Consider the following 13,511-nt stretch of genomic DNA (forward strand, 5'->3'; position numbering starts at 1 on the left):
GTCGGGCTCCGCGGCCCTGTCGGCGGGTGCCGGGCTGGGCTATCGTCGGGGCACGGCTCCCTGCGGAGGGGCTGCGAGGAGGAGCGCATGGAGCAGGTCGACACGGTGATCGTCGGCGCGGGCGTGGCGGGTTTGACAGCGGCCCGGCTGCTGCAGGATGCCGGACGGACGGTCGTGGTGCTCGAAGCGCGCGACCGGATCGGCGGCAGAGTGCACACGGATCGGACCGACGGTGTCGTCGATCTCGGCGCCTCGTGGATCCACGGTGTCGACGGCAGTCCGGTGGCGGCGGCCGCCGAGGCCTTCGGCATGCGGACCGTGGAGTTCACCGTCGGCGGTTTCCAGGTGGACAGCCGGCCGATCGCCTATCACGGCCCCGACGGGCGCCCGCTCTCCGCCGAGGAGACACGCGCCTTCGCCGCCGATGTCCACGCGGTGGACGCCGTGCTCCCGGACATCATCGCCGCCTCCCGCCCCACGGCCTCCTACCGCGACGTCACGGACGAGGCCCTCTCGCGCCAGGGATGGAGTGCCGAGCGTACGCAGCGGGTGCGGGAGTACCTGGAGCATCGCGCCGAGGAGCAGTACGGGGCGTGGATCGAGGACCTCGCCGCGCACGGCCTCGACGACGACGCGATCGAGGGCGACGAGGTCGTGTTCCCCGACGGGTACGTCGTGCTCCCGGAGCGCCTGGCCGAAGGCCTCGACATCCGGCTGGAGCACCTCGTCACCCGTGTCGACTGGAGCGACGAGGGCGTCTGGGTGCGGACCTCGCATGGCGACTTCTCCGGGGACACGACCGTCATCACGGTTCCCGTCGGCGTGCTGCAGGCCGGGACCATGGAGATCGTCCCTCCGCTGCCGCCGGTGAACGCCGAGGCGCTGGGGCGGCTGCGCATGAACGCCTTCGAGAAGGTGTTCCTGCGGTTCCCCGCGCGGTTCTGGGAAGACGGGGTGTACGCCCTCCGGCAGCAGGGCCCCGAGGCGCGGTGGTGGCACTCCTGGTACGACCTCACCGCGCTGCACGACGAGCCGCTCCTGCTCACCTTCGCCGCCGGGCCCGCCGCGGCAGCCACGCGGGACTGGAGCGATGCGGAGGTGCAGGCCTCGATCATGGCGCAGCTCCGCCGGCTCTACGGCGACGGAATCCCCGATCCGATCGGGATGCGCCGCACGGCCTGGCAGGACGATCCGTTCGCGCACGGGTCGTACGCGTACATGACGGTCGGGTCGACCACCGCGGATCACGACGACCTCGCCACCCCGGTCGGCGGCGTGCTGCACCTCGCGGGCGAGGCCACGTGGACCGACGATCCGGCCACGGTGCCGGCGGCCCTGTTCTCCGGGCATCGTGCGGCGGAGCGCATCCTCGGGCGGGCGGTCCCGATCGAGCGGCTCTGGGCCCTGGACTGACACCGCGGGCGACGGCAGTGTGGCCGCCGACGCGCGCCCGGTCAACCCCCTGCATCAGCCGCGACGGGCGCACGTACGGTCGGGGGACCGAACAGAGGAGGAGAGCATGAGCGACCCCCAGAACACGCAGGGCACTCCGGGCGCCGACGAGGAAGCCGACACGGCGTCCGGCGGCGCCCCCGACGACAGCGGCGAGAACACCGACGACGTGCTCAAGCGCGAGACGACGGACGACGAGGGCAAGCCCCTGGAGAATCCGTCCGGCGGGTGACCGCCGCACCGCCCGAGGGTCAGCCGCGCCCCAGCCGGCGCGGCTACCCTCGGGGCATGCGCCGAATCGCCCTCGTCCCTCTGCTTCTCGCCGTCGGCCTCCTCGCGGGGTGCGCCCAGATCACCCAGACCGCGGGTGATGCGTTCGGGGTCCCGGTGGCGGAGACGTGCGCGACCATCGATGGCGCGTACACGCAGTATCAGGAGCTGCTGAGTCAGGGCGACGCGTCCGCAGAACAGCTTGACGCCGCCCGCGACGACCTCGTCGCCACCCTCGACGGCGTCGCGGACGGTATGGACGGGCAGCTCGGCGACCTCATCCGCTCCGGCGCCGATCAGCTCGGCGGCATGACCGACCTTCAGGCCCCGGAGACCGTCGAGGCGATCGAGCGCCTCCACGACGGACTCTCCTCCTTCTGCGGCTGAGCGGCGGTGGGGAGTGCACGCCGATAGTTGCGAAACCGCAACTATCGGCGTATGGTTGATCTCGATCAACTTTCTATGCAGGAGCATTCCCCCGTGACACACACCTCATCCTCTTCCGAGACCGCGCGCTCGGCCCGCGAGGTCTTCACCGCGATCTCGGGCCTCATCGTCGGCATGTTCGTCGCCGTGCTCTCCGGCACGGTCGTCTCGACCTCGATGCCCGTCATCATCGCCGACCTCGGCGGCACCCAGTCGCAGTACACCTGGGTCATCACCGCGAGCCTTCTCGCCACCGCCGTCTCGACGCCGATCTGGGGCAAGCTCGCCGACCTCGTCGACCGCAAGGTCCTCATCCAGATCTCGCTCATCCTCTTCACGGTCGGCACCGTCATCGCCGGCTTCTCGACCGACACGAACATGCTCATCGCGGTCCGCGTCGTGCAGGGCATCGGCGTCGGCGGCCTCATGTCGCTCGTCATGATCGCCGTGGCCCTCATCATCTCCCCGCGCGAGCGCGGCAAGTACATGGGTGTCGTCGGCGGCATCATGGCCCTCGGCACGATCGGCGGCCCGCTGCTCGGCGGCGTCATCACCGACGCCTGGGGCTGGCGCGCCAACTTCTTCGTCGGCGTCCCGTTCGCGATCGTCGCGCTCGTCCTGCTGCAGTTCACGCTGCACCTGCCCAAGCCGCAGCGCGGCACCAAGGTGTCCATCGACTACTTCGGCATCGTCCTGCTCGCCGTCGGCGTCTCGACCCTGCTGATCTGGGTCTCCATGGGCGGCAGCCAGTTCGACTGGGACTCCGGGACCAGCATCGCCCTCGCCGTCACCGCGGGCGTCGCCATCGCCGCCTTCGTCGCGGTGGAGTTCTTCGTCAAGGAACCCATCGTCCCGATGTCGCTGTTCCGCAACCGCACCTTCACGCTGTCGGTCATCGCCTCGATCGCGATCGGCGTCTCGATGTTCGCGACCTCGGTCTTCCTCGCGCAGTACTTCCAGCTGGCCCGTGGCGCCACGCCGACCGAGTCGGGCCTGATGACCATCCCCATGATCATCGGTCAGATGGGCGCCTCGATCATCATCGGACAGCTCGTCAGCCGCTTCGGCAAGTGGAAGGGCTGGATGGTCACCGGCTCGATCCTCGCCACCATCGGTGTGAGCCTGATGGCCACTCTGCGCTACGACACTCCGTTCAGCCTGGTGGCCGTGTACATGTTCGTCCTCGGCGCCGGCCTCGGCATGGTCATGCAGAACCTCACCCTGATCGTGCAGAACGACACCGCACCGCAGCAGCTGGGTGCCGCGTCGTCGAACGTCAACTTCTTCCGCACGATCGCCGGCACCATCGGCGTGACCGTCATGGGATCGCTGCTGTCGACCAGCGTCGCCGACTTCATGAAGGACGGCCTGAAGGGCTTCGTCCCGACCACGCCCGACGAGATCAGCGCCCTGGAGCGCCTGGGCTCCGGAGACGTGCCGAAGGTGGGCGAGCTGCCCGACACGATCCGCACGATCGTCGAGAGCGCCTACGGGCACGGCATCGCGGACGCGTTCATCCTCGCCATCCCGCTGGCCGTGATCGCGATCATCGCGATCGCGTTCATCAAGAACAAGCCGCTGTCCACCAAGAACGCCGCGGAGCAGCTGCGCGAGCAGGCCGAGGAGTCCGTCATCGAGGTCTCCGAGGCCGAGGTCGGCGCGAACCTCTCGACGGGGGCGATCCGCACCGGGCAGGCCGGACCGACGACCACCACGGGGTCGGTGAGCGTGCTCGAGCGCGAGGATCGGAAGCAGGAGCGCTGACATGATCGCGTCCGAGGCGGTCGGCACCCCCGACGTCGACACCGCCCTCAGTGACCTCCAGGCGCATCTCAACCTCATCTTCGCGCGGACCCGGTCGCTGTGGAAGGAATCGGCGTCCCGGGTCCACCCGGAGCTGCAGGTGGCCGGTTACAAGCTGCTCACGTTCATCGACCGCGCGGGCTCTGCCAACGCGCACGAGCTCGCCGAGCGCTTCGAGATGGACAAGTCCGTCGTCAGTCGCCAGGTGCGGATGCTGGAGGACCTCGGGCTGATCGCCTCCGTGCCGGACGAGCACGACGGCCGGCTTCGGGTGCTCACCGCGACACCGTCCGCCTGTACCGCACTCGCCGACGTCCGTCAGGCGTACGGCACCCGGCTCCGCGCCGTGATCGACGAGCTCACGCCCGCCGAGATCGAGGCCGCCTCCAAGGTGTTCCGACTCCTCGCCGAGGTCTGAGCGAAGCCCCGCGACCGCGTACGGTCGCGGGGCTTCGCCGTACACTGGCGATATGAGCGCCTCGCCCGACGACTCCGCCGACGGCGCCCCGATCGACGACCTCGACCAGGCGGTCGCTCGCGTCGAGCACGAGCTCGGCCGGCTGTTCGCGCGCATTCGTGTGGGATGGCGGGAAGCCGCCGTCACCGTGCATCCGGACCTCCAGCCGCTGGGCTACCAGGTCCTGACCTCGATCCTGGCCGGACGGGCGACCTCGGCCGGCGCCCTCATCGAGCGGCTGCAGACGGACAAATCCGCCGTGAGCCGACAGGTGCGCCAGCTCGAGCAGCTCGGACTCGTCGAGAGCATCCCGGATCCGGACGACCGCCGCGCCCGCGTCTTGGTGGCGACCCCGCTGGCCGAGGAGCGCGTCGCCCTCGCCCGCTCCCGCTACGAGGGACGCATCGGCGAGCGCCTGCGCGGCTGGACGGCCGCCGATCTCGACCACTTCGCGAACCTCGTCGCCGACCTGGGCGGTTGATGCACCCGGACCACGTGGTCGATTCACGGGAATACAGCGATGGGCCGTGTCCTTTGCCTCTCTGTGACTCTCTACGACTCTGCCGACTTCGGCTCGCTGCACCTGTCCAACCGCGTCGTCATGGCGCCCCTCACCCGCACGCGTGCGGACGCCGACGGCGTGCCGACCGCGATCATCGAGGAGTACTACCGCCAGCGCGCGGGGCAGGGGCTGATCATCTCGGAGGGGGTCTGGCCCGTCCTCGAAGGCAAGTCGTACCCCGGGCAGCCGGGCATCGTGACTCCGGCGCAGATCGACGGATGGCGTCGTGTGGCCGACGCCGTGCACGCCGAGGGCGGCACCATCGTCATGCAGCTCATGCACGGCGGCCGGGTCGGCCACCCGGAGATCTCCGGTGAGCCCCGCGTCGTCGCGCCGAGCGCCCTGGCCGCCCCCGGCCAGACGCGGACGCCCCAGGGCAAGGCCGACCTGCCGGTCGCGCACGCCCTCACCCTCGACGAGATCCCTGTGGTCGTCGAGGAGTTCGTCCAGGCCGCGCGCAACGCGATCACGGCCGGCTTCGACGGCGTCGAGGTGCACGGCGCCAACGGCTACCTCGTCCACGAGTTCCTGTCTCCCGTCTCCAACGTCCGCGACGATCAGTACGGCGGCTCGCCGGAGAACCGTGCGCGCTTCGCGATCGAGGTGACCACGGCGGTCGCCGCCGCGGTGGGTGCCGACCGGACCGGTATCCGGCTCTCGCCGGCCCACGGCATCCAGGGAGTCATCGAGGACGACGCGGCCGACGTCCTCGCGACCTACACCGCGCTCGCCGAAGGGCTCGCACCTCTGGGACTGGCCTTCGTCGATGTGCTGCACCCCGAGCCGGCCGGGGAACTCGTCCAGACCATCCGCCGGGCGTCGGGCGCTCCGCTCATCGTCAACACCGGCTTCGGCGTCGAGACCACCCGTGCCGCGGCCGAGGAGCTGGTGGCCGAGGACTGGGCGGACGCGGTCGCGGCCGGGCGTCCGGTCATTGCCAACCCCGACCTCGTGGAGCGCTGGCGGACCGGGGCCGAGCTGAACGAACCGCGCCCGGAGTTGTTCTATGGTTCGACCGCCGAGGGCTACATCGACTACCCCTCGCTGGAGGTCGCGCGCGCCGGCGAGTGAGGCGGAGCGTCCGCTGTCACACGACGATGTCGTCGGCCGTGTGCAGCGGGCGCCATCCGCTCTCTCGGATCCCGCGTCGGGGGAGGACGTCGGCGTCGGACAGCGGGCCGAGGTCGATCCCGGTGAGGGCGGACACCTCGGCGACCCGCACCTGGAAGGTGCGGAAGGCTTCGAGCGACGCGACGGCGAGAGCACCCTCCCGGGTGTCCACGAGCGCGGACTGGTCGAGGAGGAACGCGGCGGCGGCGAGTCGGCCCCCGGCATTCCAGGCTGCGATCTTCCAGTAGCGCAGAGGAACTCGGATGCCGCGATACGGCGGGTCGGCCTCGTCGAGCACGGGGGCGGTGAACACCGTGAGGCGCTGCGCGGTGGTCTCCGCATACACGAGCACGTGATCCTCCAGTCCGAGCCAGAGGTCTTTCGACTGGTTGAAGACGGCGGCCTGCGGCGCGGCGTTGGGGTAGGTGAATGTGGCCTCCATGGCCGCGCGCGCGTCGGCGAGCTCGCCCCAGCCCGGATCGCGGCGACGGACGAGATGCCCGCGGTCGAGGTCGTTCCCGGCGTAGACGGCGGGCCCCGCCTGCTCCTCCTCGGGAACCCGGGGGTCAAGATGCCACTCACCCGTCCGGGGGAGATCCCGCAGGCGGGCGCCGTCGATGGTGACGGCTGTCACCGCGGCGAGCCGCCGCTCCGGGTCCAGCAGCACCGTGAACCGCGGCGCCGGCAGGGTGCGCACCGTCATCGGAGGCGCGGGCAGGGGGAGCGGGATGCCGAGGAACCCGGGGTCGTAGCCGTCCGTCATGACCCCATCGTGCCCTGCCCCGCCGACACCGCCGCGCTTTCCCGACTGTCGCGTGCCGACTACGTTCGAGGATCAGGGCGAGACGGAGTTCGCGGGGAGGGCGTCGATGCAGGTCTTCGAAGGGTTCTATGCGACCGTCCGTGTCGAAGACATCGCCGGCGGGCGCCGGGTGGTGAAGGCCTTCCATCGCCCGGGGACCGCAGCGCGGGAGGCGGTGGCCCTCGCCGCGCTCGGCCGGATGACGCCGCCGGGGATCGCTGTGCCGGAGCTGATCTCGCTGCGGCGTGAGGGCGACCGCGAGGTCATGGTGCAGACCTATGTGCCGGGAGTGCCCCTCGCCGAAGCCACGCCGGAGCCGTCGTCCGCGGCGGCGCACGCTCTCGCCGAGCAGGTCGTGGACGTCGTGACCCACTGGCATGCGCAGGAGGGGCCCGCGTTCGAAGACCTCCGCGGCGGCACCCATCCCAGCTTCCTCGCCAGCTACTCCGCGGACGTCCGTGACCTCGGTTCCTGGCTCGAGGGGGCGGATCACATCGACCCAGGACTCCGGGAGCGTATCCGTGTGACGGCACGCGCGGTGCCCGACCTCCTCCGTCCGCTCGCCGATGACTCTCCCGTCTTCATCCACGACGACTGCCACGCCGGCAACTTCCTCGTCGATCCGGAGGGGTTCGTGTTGACGGGAGTGATCGATCCCGGTGCCGCGCGGTACTCGCACCGCGAGCTGGACCTGTTCCACCTCGCCGACGGGGCCGAGGGGCTCCGGCTCTGGGAGCGCGCAGCGGCCCGTCGTCCACTCGCCCGCGGGGCCTCAGAGCGGCGTGGCCTCTTCCGGATCTGGGACGACGTCAAGCATGCGCGCGCGACCGGCTGGTGGGACGACGAATGGTTCTTTCGGCGCCTCGGCGCGTTCGAGCGGCCCTGATCGCAAGCGCTGAGGGTTCCGGCGACTGCTCACGGCGATGGTCCCTCCGCTTGTCGGGAATACCGTACCCCCCTAGGGTATTAACACGAGAGGCGTCGTTCGGCGCCTCCTCCCGACGGAAATGGAGCACGACGTGTCATCGTCAACGAGAAGTCCCGCGCGCTGGTGGGGGCTGACCCTCATCGCCCTGGCGCAGTTCATGGTCATCATGGACGCATCCATCATCGGCGTGGCGCTGCCGCGGATGCAGGAGGATCTCGGGTTCACCCCGAACACCCTCTCCTGGGTCTTCAACGCCTATGTGATCGCCCTCGGCGGCCTCCTGCTCCTGGGCGGGCGCTTGTCCGATCTGTTCGGGCCGCGACGCATGTTCGCGACCGGGTGGGTCATCCTCGGAGCAGGGTCCCTGGTGGCCGGGTTCGCCGGCGACGTCGTCACCGAACTCGTCGGCCGAGTGCTGCAGGGCGCCGGCTCCGCCCTCATCGCGCCTGCCGCGCTCACGCTGCTGATGATGCTGTTCGGGCAGAACCCGCGCGAGCTCACGAAGGCGATGGCGTTTTACGGGGCGGCGGCGCCGGCCGGTGGTACCGCGGGCGTGTTCCTCGGTGGCGTCATCACCGAGTTCGCCTCCTGGCCGTGGGTGTTCTTCATCAACGTCCCGATCGCGGTGCTGGTCCTCGCCCTGATGTGGCGTGCGCTTCCCGGCGGTGCCCTCGGCGCGAAGGGCTCCGTCGATGTCCTCGGGGCCCTCACCGTGACCCTCGGGCTCGCCGCGTTGGTCTACGGCATCGTGCGCGCCGAGGTCGTCGGGTGGGTGGCGGCTGAGACCTGGATCGCCATCGGCGCCGGTGTCGTCCTGCTCGTGCTCTTCCTGATCATCCAGCGTGTGAAGCGGGAACCCCTCATGCGCCTGTCGATCTTCCGGTCGCCGAATCTCGGTGCGGCGAACCTCGCGCAGGTGCTGCTCGGCGCCGCGTGGATCCCGATGTGGTTCTTCCTCAACCTCTACCTGCAGCAGGTGCTCGGATTCAGCGCCTTCCCCGCCGGAGCCGCCCTGCTGCCGATGACGGCTCTCATCATGCTCGGGATGATCGTGCTGGCTCCACGGGTGATCGCCGCGTTCGGGCCGAAGGTGCCCATCGTCCTGGGTCTGGTCGTGCTCGCCGCCGGCCTCGGCTGGATGGCCTTCATCCGCCCGGACGGGAACTACTGGGTCGATGCCTTCGGGCCGTCGCTGGTCGTCGCTTTCGGGCAGGCGCTCGCGTTCATCCCCTCCCTGCAGGTGGCCATCTCGGCCGCACCGCCGGAGGAGGGAGGCCTCGCCTCCGGCATCGTCAACACGAGCTATCAGGTCGGTTCGGCGATCGGCCTCGCGGCGGTGTCGGCGGTTGCCGCAGGTTTCGGCGCGAGCCACCTGGGCGACGCCGTGGCCCTCACCTCCGGATACTCCGCGGCGTTCGTCGCGGCCGGAGGGATCGCTTTGGTCGGAGCCCTGCTCGTCGCGGTGCTCTTCCGCACCCGCCGACCCGACCGGACGGTGGAGACGATCTCCACCCGCACGCTGTGAACACCGCGGAACCGGAACTGCCCCGCCGAACGAAGGAGAACACCATGTCCTTTCCGAGAGTCCTGATCGCCTACGACGGATCCCCGAACTCCCGCACCGCGGTGCAGGCCGCTGCGGCTCTGTTCCCGGGGGCGGAGGCCGTGATCTTCTTCGCCCGGCAGCCGATGGAGGGTCTTGCGGCGCACCTTCAGGGGCACCCGGTGCTCGAGAGACTGGAGGACGTGGACGCGGCGCTCCTCGACGCGTCGGAGCAGGTCGCGGCTGAAGGAGCGGAGTTCGCCCGCACGCTCGGCCTCCGCGCCGAACCGCTGGTGTCGTCCAGCGTCGTCTCCGCGTCGGAGGCGATCATCGCCGCCGCGGAGGAACGCGACAGCACGCTCATCGTCCTCGGCTCGCGGGGTCGACGGGGGCTCGCCGCGACGGTGCTCGGCAGCACCTCCGCGAACGTCCTCCACCATGCCACGAGGCCGACGCTGGTCATCCCCTCCGACGTCGCCGCCGCGGCTCGTTCTGGCACTCCGAGGGGCTGAGTCCCGGTGCCCTTCGTCTCGGCGGACTTCTCTGTGGAGCCGCCGGACGGAGGGTGCTCAGGCCGCTCCGTTGTCCTCTGCGCGCCGTGCGGCGGCCTCGCGCATGCGGCGACGGATGCGAAGGACGACGAACGCCAGGAGCAGCAGGATGAGCAGGCCGACGACCACGTCGGAGATCACGCCGCTCCACTGCTCGAGGATCGGCCGGATGGCGGGGCCGAAGGCGAAGCCCAGGCCGATCCAGATGCCGTTCCAGACCGCCGAGCCGACCAGCGTGTACAGCGTGAACTTCCACAGGGCCATTCGCTCGATCCCTGCCGGGATCGAGATGAAGGAGCGCACGAGAGGCACGCAGCGGCCGAACAGCACGGCGCCGCCTCCCCAGCGGGCGAAGAACGCCTCGGCCTTGTCGAAGTCGTCGTGGTCGAGGAGGGGGATGCGCCCGACGATGCGCCGCGTGCGGTCCCGGCCCACCGCGGCGCCGAGCGCGTACCAGAGCCACGCACCGACGAGTCCGCCGATGGTGGCTGCGGCCCAGGCGCCCCAGGCGTTCATCCGCCCGTCGTACGCCAGGAAGCCCGCTGCGGGGAGGATCGCCTCGGAGGGGATGGGGGGAACGAACGTCTCGATGAGCACCGCGAGACCGACACCGACCTCGCCGAGGGTCTCGATGAGGCTGAGCACCCAGCCGATGAAGCCGTCGTAGCCGGGGGCGGAAGCGGCGAGGGGCGAAGTGCCGGGGGTCATCGTGTCCTCTGTCGGGGGATCGCGGTGATCGTGCGGGATGCGGGGGCGGTCCGGGGGACCGATCGCTCCTGAACGGTATCCGGTGTACCTGAACTCCGCCTGCGTGCGTCGGGCAGCGGGACGGACGGGAACGACCGATTCCGGATTTTGACATAGGTCAAAATCTCCCCTACCGTCGAGTCATGGCCACGGCGGAGAGCAGAGACGGCGACACCGACGCGATCAGCGGTGTCACCGCCGCGGAGATCTCGGAGAGCGTGCGCGACCTCGTCGAGCGGGGGACGCTCGTCGCGGGGGACCGTCTGCCCCCGGTCCGCACTCTCGCCGAGCGGCTGGGCGTGAATCGCAACACCGTCCTTGCCGCCTATCGCGCACTCGTCACCGCCCGCATCGCGACCACCGGCGGGCGCACCGGGACGACCGTGCTCGGCCCTGCAGCCACGCCGGATGAGGGCTTCACGCCCGGAACGGCACTCCGCGACATCGCCAACGGCAACCCCCAGGCCGCCTTGCTGCCCGACCTCGTCGCCGCTCTCGCGACCGTGCGTCCCCATCCCGTCCTCTACGGCGAATCCGTCATCGATGCCGAGCTCGCCGAGTGGGGGACCCGATGGATCGCGGAGGATCAGCCTCGTCCCTTCCGGCTCACGGTCACCGCGGGCGCGGTCGACGCGGTGGAGCGCCTGCTGGCCCAGACGCTCGTGCACGGCGACCGGGTGGGCCTGGAGGATCCGTGCTTCCTGTCCAGCATCCAGACCGCGCGGTTGGCCGGCTACACCCCGGTCGCGATACCGGTCGACGAGGAGGGGATGACGGTGGAGGGTGTCCGAGAGGCCCTGGAGAGCGGCGTGCGCGCGATCATCTGCACGCCTCGCGCCCACAACCCCACCGGCGCCAGCATCACTCCCGCCCGCGCCGAGGAGCTCCGCGAGGTGCTCGCTCCGCACCCCCACGTCCTGGTGATCGAGGACGACCACTTCTCGCTGCTCTCCCCGACTCCGTACGCCACCATCATCGGGCCCGCCCAGGAGCGCTGGGCGCTGGTGCGGTCGGTCTCCAAGTTCCTCGGCCCCGACATGCGGTTGGCCCTCACGGCGTCCGATCCGGTCACCGCTGAGCGGCTGGCCCTTCGGCTCAGTCCCGGCACCATGTGGGTGAGCCATGTCATGCAGCAGCTCGCGGCGACGATGCTGCGCGACGAGGGAGTGCACCGGCTGGTCGCGGAGGCAGGCGCCCGGTATGCCGCGCGCAACAGGTCCTTCGCAGCCCTCGCGTCCGCTCGAGGGCTGGATGTCGCCGCGGAGAGCGGGTTGAACGTGTGGATCGACGTCCGGGAGAATGCGGGGGTCGTCGCCACGCGGCTCGCGCACCGCGGATGGCTCGTGCGACCGGGGTCGGAGTTCGCGCTGGAGGACGAATCCGCCAGTGAACATCACCTGCGGCTGACCGTGCACGACCTCGATGACGCCGACCTGCGACGCCTGGCCGACGACGTGGCCGCCGCCTCCGGTCCGGCATCGGCCGAGGGGGACGGATGACGGCCGGAGACGCCGGGAGCGCGTTCCGGGTCGGGCGATCCTCGCGCCTCGACGGCGTGCTCTACGACCTGCGTGGCCCGGTCGCCGCGCGTGCGGCCGAGCTGGAGTCCCGCGGTGAACGGATCCTGCGCCTGAACATCGGCAACCCGGCGCCGTTCGGGTTCGAGGCGCCGCCGGTGATCGTGGAGGCTCTCCGCGAGGCACTTCCGCATGCCCACGGATACTCGGAATCCCCGGGGCTGCCGGAGACGAGGGAGGCGATCCGCGCGCACTACGCACGGCGGGCAGGCTTCCCGTCCCTCGGGATCGAGGCGGTGACCGTCGGCAACGGCGTGTCCGAGCTGGTGGGCCTCACGCTGCAGGCGCTGCTGGAGCCGGGCGACGAAGTCCTGATCCCGAGTCCCGACTATCCGCTGTGGACCGCATCGACCGTCCTCGCCGGGGGCGAGCCCGTGCATTACCCCTGTGTGGAGGAGGCCGGGTGGCTTCCCGACCTCGATGCCATGGCGGCTGCGATCGGCCCCCGGACCGTCGCCGTCGTCGTCATCAATCCGAACAACCCGACCGGGGCCGTGTACCCCAGGGAGACGCTGGAGGGCATCGCGGAGCTGGCCCGTCGCCACGGTCTGCTGCTGCTCTCGGACGAGATCTACGACCGGGTCGTGTACCCCGGGTTCACGCACGTCTCCACAGCGCAGGTCGCCCCCGACGTGCCGTGCATCACCTTCGCCGGACTGTCCAAGACCCATCGCGTCGCCGGGTACCGGGCCGCCTGGGCGCTGGCGACCGGGTTCGCTGCGGACGATCCGTTCCTGTCCGGCCTCCGGCTGCTGGCGTCGATGCGGATGTGTGCCTCGGTGCCCGCGCAGCATGCGATCACGGCCGCACTGGGGCACGACACATCGCTCGATGCGCTCGTCTCGGCGGACGGGCGGCTGACGGCGCAACGCGACGCCGCCACGGCGGCGCTCCGCGCGATCCCCGGCGTCGATGTGCACGAGGCGGGCGGTGGTCTCTACCTCTTCCCCCGCCTCGACCCTGAGGTCTACGGCATCCGCGACGACGAGCGCCTGGTGCTCGACTTCCTCGATGCGGAACGCGTCCTTCTCGTGCACGGTCGCGCCTTCAACGGTGCCGACACCGACCACGTGCGCATCGCCTTCCTGCCCGAGACGGAGACCCTGGTCGATGCGGTGCAGCGCTTCGGCCGCTTCCTGCAGGGGTACTCGCCGCCCGGCGCGTGAGGACACCTGACCCGGTGGAGTGACCGAGTGGCCAGGTCGCGGTCCGCAAGACCGTGTACGCAGGTTCGATTCCTGCCTCCACCTCCGATCCGGCTCTCGACGAGCCGTTCCCGACGA

14 protein-coding genes and 1 tRNA gene are annotated in these 13,511 nt (G+C 70.7%); 13 read left to right on the forward strand and 2 right to left on the reverse strand.

Annotated features, from left to right (window positions below):
- Window positions 1-87: 87 nt before the first annotated feature.
- The 7 genes from B2W79_RS00310 (at window position 88) to B2W79_RS00340 (ending at window position 6,041) form a co-directional block, all read left to right on the forward strand.
- Window positions 88-1,413 (forward strand): flavin monoamine oxidase family protein, encoded by a 1,326-nt coding sequence (locus tag B2W79_RS00310; RefSeq protein WP_292785870.1) that lies wholly within the window; start codon window positions 88-90, stop codon window positions 1,411-1,413.
- A gap of 106 nt (window positions 1,414-1,519) precedes the next feature.
- On the forward strand, window positions 1,520-1,684 hold the full coding sequence (locus tag B2W79_RS00315) for a hypothetical protein (RefSeq protein WP_292785872.1): 165 nt from the start codon (window positions 1,520-1,522) through the stop codon (window positions 1,682-1,684).
- A gap of 56 nt (window positions 1,685-1,740) precedes the next feature.
- Complete coding sequence (locus tag B2W79_RS00320) at window positions 1,741-2,109, forward strand: hypothetical protein (protein WP_292785874.1); 369 nt, start codon at window positions 1,741-1,743, stop codon at window positions 2,107-2,109.
- Between the two features lie 75 nt (window positions 2,110-2,184).
- A complete protein-coding gene (locus B2W79_RS00325; protein ID WP_396654693.1) occupies window positions 2,185-3,912 on the forward strand; it encodes an MDR family MFS transporter in 1,728 nt (575 codons plus the stop codon).
- 1 nt (window position 3,913) lies between these two features.
- A complete protein-coding gene (locus tag B2W79_RS00330; protein WP_071329065.1) occupies window positions 3,914-4,369 on the forward strand; it encodes a MarR family winged helix-turn-helix transcriptional regulator in 456 nt (151 codons plus the stop codon).
- 52 nt (window positions 4,370-4,421) lie between these two features.
- Window positions 4,422-4,889 (forward strand): MarR family winged helix-turn-helix transcriptional regulator, encoded by a 468-nt coding sequence (locus B2W79_RS00335; RefSeq protein ID WP_071329064.1) that lies wholly within the window; start codon window positions 4,422-4,424, stop codon window positions 4,887-4,889.
- 39 nt (window positions 4,890-4,928) lie between these two features.
- Window positions 4,929-6,041, forward strand: coding sequence for an alkene reductase (locus B2W79_RS00340; RefSeq protein ID WP_071329063.1), 1,113 nt, complete (start codon window positions 4,929-4,931; stop codon window positions 6,039-6,041).
- Window positions 6,042-6,057: 16 nt separating this feature from the next.
- On the opposite strand, the gene B2W79_RS00345 is transcribed toward B2W79_RS00340, so the two are convergent.
- Window positions 6,058-6,843, reverse strand: coding sequence for a DNA/RNA non-specific endonuclease (locus tag B2W79_RS00345; RefSeq protein WP_071329062.1), 786 nt, complete (start codon window positions 6,841-6,843; stop codon window positions 6,058-6,060).
- Between the two features lie 52 nt (window positions 6,844-6,895).
- On the opposite strand from B2W79_RS00345, the gene B2W79_RS00350 reads away from it, so the two are divergent.
- The 3 genes from B2W79_RS00350 (at window position 6,896) to B2W79_RS00360 (ending at window position 9,865) form a co-directional block, all read left to right on the forward strand.
- Complete coding sequence (locus B2W79_RS00350; protein WP_292785882.1) at window positions 6,896-7,768, forward strand: phosphotransferase; 873 nt, start codon at window positions 6,896-6,898, stop codon at window positions 7,766-7,768.
- A 133-nt stretch (window positions 7,769-7,901) separates the two neighbouring features.
- Complete coding sequence (locus B2W79_RS00355; RefSeq protein WP_292785884.1) at window positions 7,902-9,335, forward strand: MFS transporter; 1,434 nt, start codon at window positions 7,902-7,904, stop codon at window positions 9,333-9,335.
- Between the two features lie 44 nt (window positions 9,336-9,379).
- Window positions 9,380-9,865, forward strand: coding sequence for a universal stress protein (locus tag B2W79_RS00360; protein ID WP_292785886.1), 486 nt, complete (start codon window positions 9,380-9,382; stop codon window positions 9,863-9,865).
- Between the two features lie 57 nt (window positions 9,866-9,922).
- Here B2W79_RS00360 and B2W79_RS00365 read toward each other — a convergent pair whose 3' ends face one another.
- Window positions 9,923-10,612 carry a DedA family protein gene (locus B2W79_RS00365; protein ID WP_292785888.1) on the reverse strand — a complete coding sequence of 230 codons (690 nt, stop codon included), beginning with the start codon at window positions 10,610-10,612 and terminating at the stop codon, window positions 9,923-9,925.
- A 182-nt stretch (window positions 10,613-10,794) separates the two neighbouring features.
- Between B2W79_RS00365 and B2W79_RS00370 the strand changes: the two genes are divergently transcribed.
- The 3 genes from B2W79_RS00370 (at window position 10,795) to B2W79_RS00380 (ending at window position 13,478) form a co-directional block, all read left to right on the forward strand.
- Window positions 10,795-12,150: an aminotransferase class I/II-fold pyridoxal phosphate-dependent enzyme gene (locus tag B2W79_RS00370; RefSeq protein ID WP_292785889.1), complete on the forward strand. Its 1,356-nt coding sequence runs from the start codon at window positions 10,795-10,797 to the stop codon at window positions 12,148-12,150.
- Window positions 12,147-13,394 carry an aminotransferase class I/II-fold pyridoxal phosphate-dependent enzyme gene (locus B2W79_RS00375; RefSeq protein ID WP_292785891.1) on the forward strand — a complete coding sequence of 416 codons (1,248 nt, stop codon included), beginning with the start codon at window positions 12,147-12,149 and terminating at the stop codon, window positions 13,392-13,394. Before B2W79_RS00370 ends, B2W79_RS00375 begins: the two co-directional genes overlap by 4 nt.
- Before the next feature lie 13 nt (window positions 13,395-13,407).
- A tRNA-Cys gene (locus B2W79_RS00380) sits at window positions 13,408-13,478 on the forward strand.
- Window positions 13,479-13,511: the final 33 nt, after the last annotated feature.

It is taken from the genome of Microbacterium sp. UBA7513 (genome assembly GCF_002478345.1).
Classification (GTDB): Bacteria; Actinomycetota; Actinomycetes; order Actinomycetales; family Microbacteriaceae; genus Microbacterium.